This window comes from Hoeflea sp. CAU 1731, assembly GCF_039888615.1.
Classification (GTDB): Bacteria; Pseudomonadota; Alphaproteobacteria; order Rhizobiales; family Rhizobiaceae; genus Flavimaribacter.
The window spans coordinates 1-14,972 of sequence record NZ_JBDQQS010000014.1 but is presented as its reverse complement, the minus strand read 5'-3'; the positions used below and the strand labels follow the sequence as shown (position 1 = coordinate 14,972).

The following is a 14,972-nucleotide window of genomic DNA, read 5'->3' as shown; positions in this document are numbered from 1 at the left end:
AGCAGCGTTGCGATTGTGTCCGGACCCGGTCGTTGCGCGCAAAATCGCGCCGCCGGAATGTTTGAACCCGAACGTGCGCGGCTTATACGCACTCGACACAGGCGAGTCAATTGCGCAGGATTGCCGCATGATCGCCGGTCGCCGCCGCGCTTCACACCATTGTGAGGCTGTTCTGCGCCGTGATCACGCAGACGTTTTGCAATCGGCAAAGGATGTCACTGGCACGGCCGACGGGGAACCCCTAGATTCGGTCTGGAGTGAACGCGGCCACGAACAGGCATCGGAGTACAGGATTGGAAATGACGGTGACGGAGCAAGATGGCGAATTGGACGGAAAGACGGACAATCGTTCCGGTTTCCGGCTTGTAGCGCGTCGGTTCCTCCCGGTTTTGGTGATATTGGGAGGATTGTTGCTCGGCTATTTGCTTGGTCTGCACCGTTTTCTCTCACTGGAGGCGATCGTCGACAATCGCGAATATCTGAAATCCTATGTTGGCGAGCATTACTCCATGGCCTCGCTTATCTATTTCATTGTCTATTCCACGGCGGTCGCATTCGCCTTTCCGGCGGCGTCCCTCCTGACGATCCTCGGCGGGTTCCTGTTCGGTTGGTTTTGGGGCGGTGTCTTGACCGCTGTCGCCGCAACCCTTGGCGCGACTGTTCTTTTCCTTGCGGCGAAGTCGGCGCTTGGCGACCTTTTGAAGAAAAAAGCCGGTCCGGCGGTAAGCCGCGCCGCGGACAATTTTCAGGAGGATGCTTTCGGATACCTCCTCGTGCTGCGCCTTGCGCCGATCTTTCCTTTTTTTGCGGTCAACATTGCTCCGGCGTTTTTCAACGTAAGCCTGCGCACCTATGTGCTGGCGACGCTGATAGGCATCCTGCCCGGCACTTTCGCCTACGCCTATCTCGGCGAGGGTCTTGACAGCGTCATCGTCTCGGCCGCCGTGGCCGGCGAGGCCCTGTCCCTGTCCGACATCGTGACTCCGGAACTGACCATCGCCTTCTTCGCATTGGCCGTTATTGCGGCTATACCGCTTGTGGTGAAGAAGTTTTGGCGCAAGAACGGCGGGTCATCCTGACTCCGTCAGCCGGCCGCTTCCGTTGTAGCCGAGGATTGTTCGATGACCGATATACTCCGTCCTGACATCTGCGTCATCGGCGCCGGTTCGGGCGGACTGACCGTTGCCGCCGCCGCCGCCGCTTTCGGTGTCAAAGTTGTGCTGATCGAGGCGGGTAAGATGGGAGGCGACTGCCTGAATTATGGCTGCGTTCCCTCCAAGGCGCTGATCGCTGCGGCCAAACACGCCCACGCGATCGGGGCGGCGCCGTTCTACGGGGTATATGCAGGCGAGACGAAAGTCGACTTCAGACAAGTTCGCGCGCATATCGAAAGAGCGATCTCGGCCATTGCGCCGAACGATTCCGAAGAACGCTTCACGGCGCTCGGCGTCAAGGTTATCCGCGCCCAAGGCCGGTTTTCCGGTCCCGACACGGTGGTTGCCGCTAATTGTGAAATCCGCGCGCGCCGCTTCGTCGTGGCGACAGGTTCGAAGCCGGCAATTCCGCCTATACCCGGACTTGAAGACGTCGACTATCTCACGAACGAAACAATTTTCGACAGAACAGCGCCAATGCGTAGGCTCGTCATCATTGGCGGCGGACCGATCGGTCTTGAACTGGCTCAGGCCTATCACCGTCTCGGCTCGCAGGTCACAGTGCTGGAAGCGGACAGAGCGCTCAGCAAGGAAGACCCGGAGTTGGGCGCTATAGTGCTCGACCGGATGCGCGCAGAGGGCGTGGAGATTGTCGAGAGCGCTACTGTGTCCGAAGTCAAGAAGCGTGGGAGAAGCGGCGTCCGGCTCGCCGTGGAGACGGGCGAGGGGCTCCGCACGATTGAAGGCAGCCATCTTCTTGTCGCCACTGGCCGGGCTGCGAGTGTCGACGATCTCGGGCTTGACGAAGCAGGCGTGCGATATGATGCAAAAGGAATTAAGGTCGGGCGGAACCTCAAGACATCAAACCGTCGCGTCTTCGCGATCGGAGACGTCGCAGGCGGCCTGCAGTTCACCCACGTCGCAAGTTATCATGCGAGCCTCGTCATCAAGCAGATCCTGTTCAGGGCGCCGGCGAGAGAAGACGCATCGATAATCCCGCGCGTGACCTTCACCGATCCGGAGCTTGCCCATGTCGGCCTCACGGAGGAGCAGGCGCGGGCGGCAAACAAATCGATCCGGGTGCTGCGCTGGCCCTACGCTGAGAACGACCGCGCCCAGGCGGAAGGCCTGACCGACGGGCATATCAAGCTCATCGTCGATTCCGGTAGTCGCATTGTCGGCGTTTCAATCGTTGGCGCCGGCGCGGGCGAGATGATCAATCTCTGGACGCTGGCCGTCAGCCGCAAAATGAAACTTGGCGACGGCCGAGACTACATTCCTCCTTATCCCACCATGAGCGAGATTGGCCGGCGGGCGATCGTGGCAAGCTACCTGCCGCTTACACGCAAGACGCTGGTGCGCCGGGTCATCCGTTTTCTGCGCCGCTTCGGCTAGCTGGTTTCGTCATTCGCCGAAAAGGTCTATACCGCTGTAAGTATTGCACGAACAGTTTCAGTCATGAACATGCAACGACAAGAATTCAGCGGTGAGAAGCAGGTCCGCGGAGCAGGCAGTGGCGAGAAACCACGTCACAGCCTGTCCAGCAAGCTGCTGCTGCTGACGATTCTCTTCGTCATGATCGCCGAAGTTCTGATCTTCGTGCCGTCTGTGGCCAATACGCGGGTGCGCTGGCTTGAGGACCGGTTGCGTACGGCGGCGGCGGCCAGCATCGTTATCGAAGGATGGGAGGACATGGATCTGCCGCGGCCGATCCAGGACGACGCCTTGATGGCGACCGGCACCAAGTCGATCGCCCTCAAGACCGGCGGCATGTCCCGGCTTATCGCCAGTTCCGACATGCCAGCGGAGGTCGATCAGCAGTATGATCTTGCCGAAGCCGGCCCGCTGACGGCGATCGGGGACGCCTTCTCGACGCTGTTTTCGGGTGAGGACCGTATTATCCGGGTATACGGTCCGGTGAGCGGAACCGACATGGTCATCGATGTGGTGATGGAAGAGGCGCCGCTGCGTCGCGCAATGTTCATCTATGGCCGCAACGTCCTGGCGTTGTCGCTGATCATTTCCTTCATGACGGCGGGACTGGTGTTCGTCGCCATCAACACGATGATGATTCGTCCCATTCAACGCATGACGGCGAGCATGGAGGCGTTTTCCCGCGAGCCGGACAATCCGGCCAAGATCATCCAGCCCAGCCGATCTGGCGACGAACTGGGAATTGCCGAAAAGCATCTTGCCGGCATGCAGGAAACCCTGCAGCAGACCCTGAAGGAACAGCAGCATCTGGCCAATCTTGGTCTGGCCGTCTCCAAGATCAATCATGACATGCGCAATATTCTGGCTTCGGCCCAACTGATATCGGACCGCCTGACGGAGGTTGACGATCCGGTGGTCAAGCGCTTTTCGCCCAAGCTGCTGCGCGCGATTGATCGCGCTGTCTCTTATACGCGCGATGTTCTCGATTACGGTCGGGCGCGCGAAGCTGACCCGAACAAGCGGCTGGTGCGCCTCGATATGCTGGTTTCCGACGTGCGCGATCTGCTGATCATCGAACCCGAGATCGCCGGCGACAAGGCGCATGACGACAGCGTCGCCGTGGAGTTCGTAAACGATGTCGGGAATGGCTTCGAGATCGTCGCCGACAGCGAACAGCTGTTTCGCGTCGTCCACAATATCTGCCGCAATGCGCTCGAGGCGCTGAAAGCGTCGAACAGCAACGATCCGTCGGTCATTCGCCGTATCACGGTGTCGGCGCGCCGCGACGGGTGCAACGCGATCATCGACATAGACGATACTGGCCCGGGGATGCCGGCAAAGGCGCGTGAAAATCTTTTCAAGGCGTTTCACGGATCAGCGCGCGCCGGTGGAACAGGACTTGGCCTTGCGATTTCCGACGAGTTGGTGCGCGCGCATGGAGGCGCAATTCGTCTCGTCGACAAACCGGAGCCCGGAACCCGCTTCCGCATCACGCTTCCCGATCAGCCGGTTGGCGGCGCTTCCCACCTTTCCGCCGCGCCAGGCGGCGCAGCGGGCAAAGGCGACTGATCCCCCTTGAGCGGAAGTTCTGCGGGTGTGAGGAGCGAGCAATTTTTTAGACTGGCGGCGCTTGCATTCCCGTCACGAAAGGATTAGGTAGCCGTCTCGCGGACGGCAAACTGTCCCGCAACGCGCGCTCGTAGCTCAGCTGGATAGAGCACCAGACTACGAATCTGGGGGTCGGGAGTTCGAATCTTCCCGAGCGCGCCAATAAAATCAGTCACTTATCTGATCCTTTGCTCGTTTTCTGTGTGCTGGTTTGCAAACGGTTTGCAAACTTTGTGCTCGTTGCGTTCTCAAACAGGGCGACGGCCTCGCCCGCGAGAACGCGGGTGCGGGCAAGGTATCTGTCCAAAATGGTGTTCACGGTTTTGAGACTGTGGCCGGTGATTGATGCTATCTGAGGCGTCGTGCAACCGGCCTCGGCGAGCATGGTCACGGCTGTGCCGCGCAGATCATGGAAATGCAGTTCGGTGATGCCGGCCTTTTTCGAGGCGATCTCCCATTGGGCCTTGAAATAACGCGGTTTCCAGGGCCGGTCGGTCTTTGTGGTCAGGACAACAGCACTGTCGCGATCGAGACTGTCGAGCATCTTTTTCAGCGCACTCGTGCACGGGATCTCCACCTTGCGGCCCGTTTTGCCTTGCCTCAGCGTGATCAGCGTACCGTCATAATTGCCCCAGGTCAGCCGCAACAGGTCGCCCTGGCGCTGACCACTGTGAAGGGCAAGGATCAGCGCACGTTGCAGCTCAACTGGCGCGACGCGCATAAATGCGGAGATGTGCTCCGGAAGCCAGATCAGCCCGGAACGATCGGCATGGTGCAGTCGTCGAAATCCTGCAATGTGATTGCTGAGAATGTGACCGTTTTCCTTGGCCCAGCTTAGCATTGATGAAATGACGCTGAGGCGGTTATCGGCTTCACGATCGCCGGAGCCTCTTGCAACAGATGCACGCCAGTCCATGAAGTCTTTGCGCACGCGTGGATCGTCGAGCGCGGAAAGCGGCATGTTGCCGAATTCCGTTTCGGCCTTGGTGAGCATTCGCCGATATTCTTTGCGGGTGCTCTCGGCCAGCTTTTCGAATTCGAGTGATAACGTGTAGTCGCGGATCAGGCCGTCGAACGTTCCCGCCAGCCGATCGAGCAAGGTCTTTTCAGCCGCGGCGTAATCTCTGAGGAATTCTGGTGAGCCGGGTTTGCCTTCGAGGCGGGTGCCAGTGGCGCGATGATAATAGTAAAGACGCACGGACCCATCGGCGAGCCGTTTCTTGACGGTGTTTACGCCCTCGAGGCTAGCTCTGACCACGTTGGCGCCTCCATTGGTCGAGAGGCCTTTCGTGTTCATTCCCGTCGGCCGTGTGGATAACTAGTTTGCGCCCCTCCACTTCCACCTTCGCAATCACGAGACCGGTTGCGAGTACACCCTTTACAGTGCGCTCGATATCGGCTTTGCGGATAGTGGTCGGACGATTAGCCATCGATACCATCGGACTGCGCTATGCGGAGATCGAGCAGCAGATAAGCGGCTTGTACGGCTTGCATCTGTTTCGGACCGTTAGCATGCCAGTTGCCGGCGTCGTCAACGACAACCCACTTGGCACCGCGCTTTTCAACCTGGAACCCCAAGTTAAGCTCGTTGAAGTCCTTTGCGTTGCCTGGCTTGAACCCGGTCATCAGATCGCTGCCAGGCTTTAGATTGTCCATTTTCTTTTTGAGATCGTGCATCAGTTTTAAAGCCTTATTGTCGTCGTTGGCGTTGAAGATCTGGTCGAGAAACATGCTCGCCTGCAGGCGAATTATTGCTTCATAGTTGACGGTGGCCTGTCGACGAGTAGCCGCGCCTTCCAACCAGCGACGCATCCACGGCCGGAGCCGAACGCCGATCGCACGGAAATCGCCGGTTCTTGCCGGTCTAGTACGCTTCATGCCAAATCACCTCGGTAGTGTGGACACATGATGATCGCTAGGACGAGGAAGTCAAGCGGCCGATTCATTGCAAGCAATTGATTCAGCTTCATAATATAACCATTTCGGTTACACTTATGCTCTAGTGTAACCATTTCGGTTACAACGTTTCGTTGATTTTATTGAGCATTTTTCAAATGCAATCGCATCTGTGGAAAGTTGGGAAAAAGGCCGGCCACGCAGGGAGGATTTGGAACCAGCTGCCGGCTGTCGGAGTTGTTAGGCCACCGCCCGACTATACGCCCGGTCTATTTGCGGGTCTCTCAATCCGCAGGCTGACCTTGGCCTACCTCTGATTTTGGAGTCGAATCCGATCGACTGTGCTATTTGAAAACCGCAACAGCAATCGCTACTATCAATGCCAATGCCGATACAATCAGTGCCCTACGGGCATATTTAGCTTGATCTTCCACCCCGTCGGAAGTCCGTCCCGCCTCTATGGCGGAACGCTCCGCCGCATCCGCTGAGCGTTTGGCTGCATCCACAATTTGGGCGTTGTGTTTCTCTTGTTCCGTGCGTCGCAGTTCTGCTTTATTTGCGAGCCAGGTTCCTGCCCATTTACCTCTTTCGCCTGTGTAGTTGTTGCTTTCAAAAAGTTGGCGAACTCTTTCCTCTCCAAGTTCGTCCAGATTGAGAATGAAGTTTTCTTCATCAGACATCTATACCTCCCCGGCTGCAGCTACATCTTATTATCCTTGAATTCGCGAATTTACCTTGCTGTTACACATTGGCCAAAGTCAACCCTGCGTTGATTTCTTTCCAGTATTCTCTCTAATTTCCCGGAACACTCTTATGATGGTCTGTTTCCGTTTTCGATATCGTGCCGACTGGACGGCACAATTGCATCGCTTCGAACAGTAAATCTGATCTCGCCGAGAAGCATCGAAGAGAGTTCCACACCTCAGACACGTCCGACCTGCCCGCGCCCTCCGCCGTTCCTCCGAGATAACAGATGCCTCAAACGATTTGCTTGCCTTGCGCTGACAAGCTGAGCTGCAATATTTTTGATCGACGCGACGGCTCTCAAAACCTTTGCCGCACCATGCGCAAATTTCGTCGAGCAGGTCTTCAAGTTTCATCGAACCGCGCATTGCCGCCTACAAAATCGCTGCCGCGGCTTGTTTGGTCGATATCGCCGGCCGCAACTCTCACAGACCCGTTCCGGCTGATTCGCACGCCAGGCAGCCCGCCTGGCGGCCGCTGCCAGAGATATTTCCTCTCTCAGCCTGGCCTCACGCCTGCGCGCGTTGAAGGCCGTGTTGCACTCATGACAGCAGAACTTGCGTTGCCCTTCCTCCAGCGGCTTTTGACAGTTTCGACATCGATCAAAATAGACCGGCGAGATGCCCGGCTGGACATATTCCGGCTGACCTTGCTGCCAGCTCGGTCGCTTTGCGCCAACAATTCGTAGTGAATTCCCGACGATTTCGCCCGCAAGAGCGTCAGCTCGTTGCCAATCCCAGCCATCGAGACAGAACGCCGAGCGAACGCCAGCCCGCGCCGGCCCCTCGGCCGCGAACGGCGTCGGTTCAACCGCTCTCATGATCGATACAAGCCGATCGACGATAACGCGCCTTCTACTCCGCGTGATGCGTTGTTTCCTGGACGACACATCATTCGCGCCAATCGACGAGATTCAACGCCTGCCCGACATCCCCGGGCGACAGACCAGCCTCCTTAGCCTTCGCCATCGCTTCGACGATGGTCGAGAGCGCCCGAGCTCTGCCACCAGCGTCAAACGCCTGGAGCGGCCGCACCGTGTCGATCTTCACGACACTGCCGAGCTTTTCAGATGCTTCCTCTGCCAAGATTTCGGCGATCGGCTGCAATTGCCACGTCGCCAGATGCCTTTGCGCCTCGCGCACAAGCGGCCCCTGTGCATTCGACGCAAACATCGCCGGCAGGACACCGAACGCCGCACAGATTGCGCCCCTGGCCGCCTCCAGGCTTTCCGCCGTCATTGCTCTTTCGAGATTTGGCGTCACATCCTGCGGCCGCCAATCAGCCGTTGGCGCTGGCCCTCCGGCCGCCTGGACATTGACACTCTCGCGAAGCAGGACGCGGCCCCTCTGCCCTCTGAAACTCCGCCCGAGTTGCGTCAAATCTGTTTCGGCGGATTCGGGATATGGCACGATCTGGCTGCCGAGCGGCGCGTTGTCAAAAACCTCAGCCAGCGCACTCTCGATTGCCTGGAGCATCGAGCTCGTGAGCGATGCCCGTTTCAATGGAGCCTGCCCGTAGTACGGTGCGGCCGCATCGCAGCCGATTCGCAAGTGAAGGATTTCCGCAGCGAGAGCCGTTTGCGTGAAGCCACCGCCGGCTTCACTGATCGATAGCCGATATGCGCTCGGCCGGCCGAACCGCGTTCGCAAGTCCCAATCGGAGCATGGCACCAGGCCGTCGTCGCGGATCAGAAAAACGCTCTCACCCCGCAAGGCTGCCGATCGACCGACAATCGCCAGAGTGCGCCGATCGAGCAAGTCTGTCCCCTGGACATCGGCCACGCTGAGACCGTTTTCCCAGAGCGAAACGCACGCCTGGACCGTCGCCGTGAGCTCAGCCAGCCCGCGACTGCCCGAGATATACGATTCCCGGGCCTGCATGATTTCAGCCGTGAAGCCGGACGCCGCAGCGCGCTTTTCCAGCTTGTCGGCAGTGAATAGATTCCTGAGCCAGTTGATCACGATACCCTCCGATATCTTCGCAGCAGATCCCCGGCGCCGCTGTTTGCCATTCCCTCACCGATCGCCGACGGCGACATTCGCCTCGATATCGACACAGACCCGGCCGTCACGCTCTCAGAAGCGATGCCAGCCTGCGACATCGGCCTCGCAGCCGTGTATTCAGCAAGCCGCCTGAACGCCTCCAGAACGGCAGCAGGGACAGTTCCGCCACCGACGGACGCGGTGAACCGATATGTCCCGCCCGGCAGGCAATACCCGCCGCGTGGTGATGCGTCTGGCGTGATCGCCTCCCAGCTGTTGTTGGATGTCCATCGCTCGACCGCTGAGATCGTTGCGGGCTGCAGCGGCGGCACCCATTCGCCGCATCCCTCGACGATCCATTCAACATCCCGCTCGGTCCATCGATACGCCACGAACGATTCGAGCCGTTGCCAGAGCGCTTCCTGATCGAGCGCCTGGGCCGCATTAGAAAGCGGCGACGGGCTTCCGAGGTCTGGATACTCGTCTGGAATGGCCTCTGTCTGCTTGATCGTTTCGACCATCATAGTCTCCAGCGTTTGGCAGCCGTTCGAGATCCTGAAACCTCCGGCTTGTGATTCGGCGCCCAGTTCCGCGCCTCAACCTGGCTTTCCGAATATGCCGGCCTGGTGACGACGCTGAGCTCGTACAGCAAGGCGCTTTTCACAGTGCGGATGATCGCTCTGTGCATCCCCTCATCCGGCCGGTCCGGTTCCTCGCTGATTGCCTCAGCATCCTTGACCGCTCGGGCCGGCGGTATCCGGAAACCTGGTGAAATCCCGACGGCGAGACCGCTGCCGATCATGGCGAGCGCATCGCGGCCGTAGGACGTTTCGGCGATTTCCCTGGAGATCAGCGCCTCGAATTTCAGCGCCTCATCCGTATCCGTGAGTTTGAGCGTTGCCGTGAGCTTCGACGCCAAAGGCTGCCCGAAATCGTGACCGAGCAAAAGATGAATATCCTCGTCCGGTTTTTCGACGCGGTAGGCAAACGCGCGCGGCGCGATCACCTCTTTTCGCGGCCGTCCAGTGCGCCCGCCATCCGACAAGACGGCCGGCGTCCCATACGGAAAAGACCCGGCGAGACGGGTGGAACCATCACCCGCCCGCCGGACCTCCAGTTGACCCTGGATCAGCCCGTGCAACATCACGAAGACGGGATCTGGATGCCGCTGAGAACACGCAGCTGAGCGGGACGGGCAACCGTGACATCCATCGTCGCCAGGCCAGTCAGCCGCAGCCCGCCCGACGCCGCGTCCGTGTACGGATCCCTGATCAAATCGATCCCGCCCCAGGTGCCGACAAAGATCGGCGCAACGCCGCCCGTCGATGTCGCCATCAGCATCTGAGTTTCCGGCGGCGATTCCGTCGGCGTGTCGATCGCGTTTCCAGAGATGACAATGTTCTGCGGCGAGAACCCGGTCGGCTTGCGACCAGTCATCAGCAGCGCCAGCCGCTGATATTCGGTGATTTGCAGCGTTTCGTTCACGTTGGATTCGAGATATCCGAACAATTCGGGATGCATAAGAGCCATCACTTCGCCAGGCGATTTGATCGCATTCGCCGACATGAACGCCACGATCTCCGTCAGAAAATTCGCGTAGGTCGGTTCTGCGTCGAGCCCAGTATCGGTGATGCCGTAGTTGCTTGCGCCCAGGATCACCCCGTCGGGCTCGCCTTCGGTGTTGACGCCCATAAACACCACGCGGTCCAGCTCTGCCGAAATCGCGGAATTCATGTCACGACGGACCGCCTGTTCCATTGCAGCGCCCGACTGTTTCAGCGACTTCCTGGTCAGTTTCATTTGCACGCCGAGAGTGTGATCCGGCGCCAGCGGCCTGTCCGTTGTCTGGAAAGCCTGAGCCGATCCGACGCTACCAGCCTCCGTCGACTGCCAGCTGACGCTTGCGCCCTGTGTCACAACCGGCCATTCGACCTCGCCGGCGTCGATGTTGAGCATCTCCGCGCCCATCCGGCCGGCGACCGAATCCGGGAAAATCGCATCGATGATCGGTCGAGTCTGGATCGGATCTGGCGTGCCGGATGCAATCGTTTCGCCTGCGCGAAGCTCCAGAGCCTGCCACGGAACCGGAATACCGCGATAGCCGCCCTGGTTCCGCATCTCCTGGACGATTTCCGCCGTCGGTCCGTCGAGCGTGCGGCCCTCGTCGAGTGCAAGCGCAACCTGGCGCATTTCGAACCGGCCGATCAGTTCCGCATATTCGCGATCGGATCGGGTTTCGAGCTCGTCTTTGGCGTCCCGGCGTTCCTCGTCCTCGGCAATGAGCGCGGCCCGATATCGGGTTTCATTCGCCCGATACTCATTGTCGAGCTCGCCCATCGAACGGGTTTCATCCTCGGTCGGCGAATCCTTGCCGACCAGCTCAGCGAGCGACTGCCGGATCTCCGACTGACGACGCTGGATTTCAACTGACTTCAACATGTTTCATTCCTCGTTTCTGACAAGAGAGTTTTCCAAGCCTCCCTGGCTGGATCTTCCCGGCCCAGGCCGATCTCGATTCGTGTTTTTTTTGAATGGCAGCTCGAGCAGAGCGTTTGCAGATTGCTGAGCTCAAAGGCGAGCTCGGGAGCGTCCCGAACCGGCTTGATGTGGTCGACCTCCAGGCGGCCCACTGATCCGCACTTGCGGCATCGCCACCCGTCCCGTCGTTTCGCTTCCAGCCGGACAGCGAGCCATCGTCTCGACTTCCTCGCCGCCTTGCTGTGGCGCATGTAATTTTTCAGACCCATGTCGCGGCCCTCGATTTTGAGGCCGGGCGAGCTGCGCGCCGGGCGCCCTCGGCGATCGCCAGAACGGCCGCGGCGGCCGCATCGATGCGACCGAGAGAGCGAGCCTTTGCCAGCTTGTGATTGCCCGCCGGATCCACCAGCGTAATCGCGTCCGAAAAGGCTGATCTGAGCAGCAATGAAGGAAGCACTTTGACTTGACCGTCAAACAGAGCGCGTCTGAAACGCTCGATATCCTCTGCGCCATCTTTCCACCCGAACCCGCGCCATATGAACGGCACCCGCAAGTTTGCTTTCTGCATCGCCTCCGCAAATTCAGCATGGCGGAATCGGTCGCCGACGATGCAGGAAATCGCAGCGCCATCGGCCCGGCGCGTCACCTCTGAGAGCCATAGACCCGGCGGGACCGTTGCCTGCCCCATCGTGATCAGCTCACCCCTCGATTCCATCTCGACATAGCGAGAGCCGACGCCATCGGCCGCGCCGCGATCGGCGAGCGTCGGGGTGGTCGGAAAGGTTCCGACGACCTCCAGGCGGCCGGTTCGAGGCCAGTAGAACACCGCCGCCGACATCGATCGGGATCCGCCGAGATCGACACCCAGGACGCATTCACCTTCGCGGGGTGGCAGATCGTCGGCGGAAACTTCGGCAGCAAGCCATTCATCGACCGTGACCAGGACCGACCTGTTTTCGCTCGAAATCCTCTCATTCCTGTTGAGATTTCGAAAGCTGGAGAGAGCGGATCCACCACGAGCGATCGCCCGTCTGGCCTGCGCCTGGAGCCAATCGAGGCTGGCGCCGATGCCCTCAACGGCCCCAGGGTTGGCGATCAGCAGTGATTCGGCGTCGTCAGCAGGGAGACCGAACGCCGGCCGATGTTCCTGCACATACGTCCCAGGCGGAGGCTCATCGAGCCATTTCGAGAACGTGTTGGCGTCGTCTGGCGCACTGGTCGAAATGATCAACGCCTTGCCGTTGCGCTTCCCCAGACCGGACAGAATGGCGTTTTCCAGGAGATCGCCCTTGTCGCGTTCCCAGGCGGCCCGCTCATCGAGGATTGCCAGCGTCGGAGCGCCGCCCAGGATCGACCGTCCATCGGCTGCGATACAGCGCGCCAGCCCGCCGCCGTTGCCGTCAAATTCGACCTCAAGCCGCGATCCGCGCCGGATCGTGAATTTCTCTCGCTTGGCTTTCGGAAGGCTTTCGACAAAGCCCACCATGAAGCCGAATGCGATTTTCGCCTGGTCCCGGTTCCGTGCGGCAAGCAGGATTTCCCGTCTCGGCTGTTTATCCCACACACCCATGACGGCACCGAGAGCCAGACCGGCCGCAAGAGCCGTCTTTGCGTTGCCTCGACCGATCGAGAGAACCCCGACCATGTTCGCCGGATCGAGAGCCCCGATAACAAAATCTTTCTGGAAATTTGCCAGCTTTAATTTCTGACCCGCCTTCGGCCCCTCAGGTATTTTCAGACTCTCTAGGAACCGGATCGCCTTTGCCGCCTCTGAGTTCTTCGGGAGAGCGAAAGGAACAGTCCCACCCACGAGCCCCCCCGTGCCAGCCTTTTCGGGCATTGGGACCACATTGGATTTCTTCGCCGCGCTCAGAGCGGCCTCGCATGGATGATCCACAAGGCGCCTGCCGGATCCTGATCGATCCGCACAACGTTGAACGTCTGATCATTGATCTTGACCGCATGGGCCACATCAGCAGGGAGGGACAGGCTCGACTGGAGAACAATGACCTTGATGTCGCCTGTCTCCACCAGCTCTTGCTCTGCCTCTGTCCAGCTGTCCACCCAGCCGCGACAGTCATACTCCGTGGTCGTCGCAGGGCCGGGATTGTGCGCAGGGCCTACCTCACCCACGGTCCGCTCTATCAGCGTCAGCCCATGTGGAACGTTGTGCGCTTCCAGCGCCTCGGTGATCTGATCTGCAAGTGTATCCAGGAGAATAGAGGCCATCGCTATCGTCCACTATTTGTGAACGACATTACAGAATTGTTCAATAACCTGCAACTATCTCGGTCTGCACCCGTCAGCCAGGGCCGCTCCCGCTCGTTGTGTGTCCTCTGCCCTGCCTAAAAGCTCTCTTTTCAAGAGCCCTTTGCGGCCTCTCACGCGGCACTGAGGCGGTTATATTATTCTCAGTTACCGTGGTCAGACACGAATGTCCTGTCTTAATCGATCGCTTCGGACCCTTGTCGATCCAGACTTTCCATTCGGCCGAGACAATGCGCACGAGGTTCGGAAGATGCCGCACACCGCAGTTGCGCTTTCGATACCAGACAGTGATCCAGCCGAGCTCTGCGAGCCGGTCCTGTGCGCGTTGAGCCGTCTTCCTGCACATGCCGCCACGAGCGGCAATGGCATCGAGGCAAAGCTGGCAACTACCACGCTTCTGAATCTCGTCGGCGACGATCCGCGCATAAGCGAGCTGAGATGTCGTCAACATCCCGGCCATTGCCGGCGGCATGGGATAGGTCGCGGCGAGCGTGCGGCGACGGCGGATCGATCGTTCCTTATCTGGCGATCGTTGATACTGCCGAGCTTGTGGACGCGCCCAGAGTTTCGACATGTCTGGTCGCCGGCCGGATGCTGATCGCGTGTGAACTGCGCCAGATTGAAACCCCGCAACCAGGGCGGCGTCTTTCGGCTGTGAATTGACTAGGGCGGAGCTGAGCAGACGGGCGCTGAAGCTGATTGTGGATGCGCTCATTTCGCACCCCCGATCAGCCTTTTTACCTTGTAACGAACATCGGCTTTGTGGTAGTTTTCGAGATGAAAAGGCCTTGAAACTCTTTTCGTCTCATCGCCGCCCAGGTTGGGGAAAACCAGGGCGGCGATTTCTATTTCGGGCGGTGGCTCCACCCGGTTTGCAGATATACCGCTAACCCATTGATTTTTTATCCCGCCTTTTGAGGTCGGTTTGCAGAAATCCCCTTTAGAATCAATGCTCGGCCCAAGCCTACGAATCTGGGGGTCGGGAGTTCGAATCTTCCCGAGCGCGCCATAAAATCAAGCACTTAGCTTTCATACTGATGGCCTGATGCGGTCTGTGTCAGCACTATGTCAGCAAATGGATAAACTTCGCGACTATTCGCGAACTTTGCGCCTTGGTGTTGCTTAGAATTCCGTGATCGTCTCTTCGGGATCGATTATTTCCATTCCTAATCTGTAGATTGCGCATTCGAATCGCGCCGGGATCATCATTCAAATCAGATGCTTAATGGTCCAAATGGTTGCATAGTACGCCTTATGAAGCACCTGGCACTTTGCGCTCGCAGCTAGGTTAGAGCATCGTGTGCTTTGAGTGAATCAGGGATGCTTCCAATTGTGCCGGCGGTGTGATTCTTTGGGTCGAGGAGATGATTCGATGACCCATGCACTTTCCAGTGACCTTCGCCGGCGT

General features: G+C 59.0%; 15 protein-coding genes and 1 tRNA gene. 4 read left to right on the top strand and 12 right to left on the bottom strand.

Going from position 1 to position 14,972, the window contains the following annotated elements; translation table 11 throughout:
• The first annotated feature begins 299 nt into the window (after positions 1-299).
• The 4 genes from AAFN47_RS20370 (at position 300) to AAFN47_RS20355 (ending at position 4,358) form a co-directional block, all read left to right on the top strand.
• Positions 300-1,079, top strand: a complete 780-nt coding sequence (locus AAFN47_RS20370) for a TVP38/TMEM64 family protein (protein ID WP_499811096.1) — start codon at positions 300-302, stop codon at positions 1,077-1,079.
• A 42-nt stretch (positions 1,080-1,121) separates the two neighbouring features.
• On the top strand, positions 1,122-2,549 hold the full coding sequence (locus tag AAFN47_RS20365) for a dihydrolipoyl dehydrogenase family protein (protein ID WP_499811095.1): 1,428 nt from the start codon (positions 1,122-1,124) through the stop codon (positions 2,547-2,549).
• Between the two features lie 63 nt (positions 2,550-2,612).
• A complete protein-coding gene (locus AAFN47_RS20360; RefSeq protein ID WP_499811094.1) occupies positions 2,613-4,157 on the top strand; it encodes a sensor histidine kinase in 1,545 nt (514 codons plus the stop codon).
• A gap of 124 nt (positions 4,158-4,281) precedes the next feature.
• Positions 4,282-4,358 (top strand) — tRNA-Arg (locus AAFN47_RS20355).
• Positions 4,359-4,368: 10 nt separating this feature from the next.
• Here the strand turns inward: AAFN47_RS20355 and AAFN47_RS20350 are convergent.
• The 12 genes from AAFN47_RS20350 to AAFN47_RS20295 all read right to left on the bottom strand — a co-directional run bounded on the left by AAFN47_RS20350 (position 4,369) and on the right by AAFN47_RS20295 (position 14,138).
• Entirely contained in the window at positions 4,369-5,295 is a 927-nt protein-coding gene (locus tag AAFN47_RS20350; RefSeq protein ID WP_499811093.1) for a tyrosine-type recombinase/integrase, read from the bottom strand.
• Positions 5,296-5,440: 145 nt separating this feature from the next.
• Complete coding sequence (locus AAFN47_RS20345) at positions 5,441-5,626, bottom strand: hypothetical protein (protein WP_499811092.1); 186 nt, start codon at positions 5,624-5,626, stop codon at positions 5,441-5,443.
• Positions 5,619-6,074: a hypothetical protein gene (locus tag AAFN47_RS20340; RefSeq protein WP_499811091.1), complete on the bottom strand. Its 456-nt coding sequence runs from the start codon at positions 6,072-6,074 to the stop codon at positions 5,619-5,621. Before AAFN47_RS20340 ends, AAFN47_RS20345 begins: the two co-directional genes overlap by 8 nt.
• A gap of 362 nt (positions 6,075-6,436) precedes the next feature.
• Complete coding sequence (locus AAFN47_RS20335; RefSeq protein WP_499811090.1) at positions 6,437-6,772, bottom strand: hypothetical protein; 336 nt, start codon at positions 6,770-6,772, stop codon at positions 6,437-6,439.
• Positions 6,773-7,726: 954 nt separating this feature from the next.
• Positions 7,727-8,797: a phage portal protein gene (locus AAFN47_RS20330; RefSeq protein ID WP_499811089.1), complete on the bottom strand. Its 1,071-nt coding sequence runs from the start codon at positions 8,795-8,797 to the stop codon at positions 7,727-7,729.
• Positions 8,794-9,339, bottom strand: coding sequence for a hypothetical protein (locus tag AAFN47_RS20325; protein WP_499811088.1), 546 nt, complete (start codon positions 9,337-9,339; stop codon positions 8,794-8,796). The genes AAFN47_RS20330 and AAFN47_RS20325 overlap by 4 nt, the downstream gene beginning before the upstream one ends.
• Positions 9,339-9,962: an HK97 family phage prohead protease gene (locus tag AAFN47_RS20320; RefSeq protein WP_499811087.1), complete on the bottom strand. Its 624-nt coding sequence runs from the start codon at positions 9,960-9,962 to the stop codon at positions 9,339-9,341. Before AAFN47_RS20320 ends, AAFN47_RS20325 begins: the two co-directional genes overlap by 1 nt.
• A complete protein-coding gene (locus tag AAFN47_RS20315; protein WP_499811086.1) occupies positions 9,962-11,257 on the bottom strand; it encodes a phage major capsid family protein in 1,296 nt (431 codons plus the stop codon). The genes AAFN47_RS20320 and AAFN47_RS20315 overlap by 1 nt, the downstream gene beginning before the upstream one ends.
• Positions 11,251-11,547 (bottom strand): HNH endonuclease, encoded by a 297-nt coding sequence (locus tag AAFN47_RS20310; protein WP_499811215.1) that lies wholly within the window; start codon positions 11,545-11,547, stop codon positions 11,251-11,253. Before AAFN47_RS20310 ends, AAFN47_RS20315 begins: the two co-directional genes overlap by 7 nt.
• An 8-nt stretch (positions 11,548-11,555) precedes the next feature.
• A complete protein-coding gene (locus AAFN47_RS20305) occupies positions 11,556-13,136 on the bottom strand; it encodes a terminase large subunit domain-containing protein (RefSeq protein ID WP_499811085.1) in 1,581 nt (526 codons plus the stop codon).
• Positions 13,137-13,165: 29 nt separating this feature from the next.
• Positions 13,166-13,525, bottom strand: a complete 360-nt coding sequence (locus tag AAFN47_RS20300) for a hypothetical protein (RefSeq protein ID WP_499811084.1) — start codon at positions 13,523-13,525, stop codon at positions 13,166-13,168.
• A gap of 73 nt (positions 13,526-13,598) precedes the next feature.
• Entirely contained in the window at positions 13,599-14,138 is a 540-nt protein-coding gene (locus AAFN47_RS20295; protein WP_499811083.1) for a hypothetical protein, read from the bottom strand.
• Positions 14,139-14,972: the final 834 nt, after the last annotated feature.

Excerpts from the sequence above, each read along its gene's own strand:
- AAFN47_RS20370 (WP_499811096.1), top strand. The coding sequence starts at position 300 with ATGACGGTGACGGAGCAAGATGGCGAATTGGACGGAAAGACGGACAAT.
- AAFN47_RS20365 (WP_499811095.1), top strand. The coding sequence starts at position 1,122 with ATGACCGATATACTCCGTCCTGACATCTGCGTCATCGGCGCCGGTTCG.
- AAFN47_RS20360 (WP_499811094.1), top strand. The coding sequence starts at position 2,613 with ATGAACATGCAACGACAAGAATTCAGCGGTGAGAAGCAGGTCCGCGGA.
- AAFN47_RS20345 (WP_499811092.1), bottom strand. The coding sequence starts at position 5,626 with ATGGCTAATCGTCCGACCACTATCCGCAAAGCCGATATCGAGCGCACT.
- AAFN47_RS20340 (WP_499811091.1), bottom strand. The coding sequence starts at position 6,074 with ATGAAGCGTACTAGACCGGCAAGAACCGGCGATTTCCGTGCGATCGGC.
- AAFN47_RS20335 (WP_499811090.1), bottom strand. The coding sequence starts at position 6,772 with ATGTCTGATGAAGAAAACTTCATTCTCAATCTGGACGAACTTGGAGAG.
- AAFN47_RS20325 (WP_499811088.1), bottom strand. The coding sequence starts at position 9,339 with ATGGTCGAAACGATCAAGCAGACAGAGGCCATTCCAGACGAGTATCCA.
- AAFN47_RS20320 (WP_499811087.1), bottom strand. The coding sequence starts at position 9,962 with ATGTTGCACGGGCTGATCCAGGGTCAACTGGAGGTCCGGCGGGCGGGT.
- AAFN47_RS20315 (WP_499811086.1), bottom strand. The coding sequence starts at position 11,257 with ATGTTGAAGTCAGTTGAAATCCAGCGTCGTCAGTCGGAGATCCGGCAG.
- AAFN47_RS20310 (WP_499811215.1), bottom strand. The coding sequence starts at position 11,547 with ATGCGCCACAGCAAGGCGGCGAGGAAGTCGAGACGATGGCTCGCTGTC.
- AAFN47_RS20305 (WP_499811085.1), bottom strand. The coding sequence starts at position 13,136 with ATGCCCGAAAAGGCTGGCACGGGGGGGCTCGTGGGTGGGACTGTTCCT.
- AAFN47_RS20300 (WP_499811084.1), bottom strand. The coding sequence starts at position 13,525 with ATGGCCTCTATTCTCCTGGATACACTTGCAGATCAGATCACCGAGGCG.
- AAFN47_RS20295 (WP_499811083.1), bottom strand. The coding sequence starts at position 14,138 with ATGTCGAAACTCTGGGCGCGTCCACAAGCTCGGCAGTATCAACGATCG.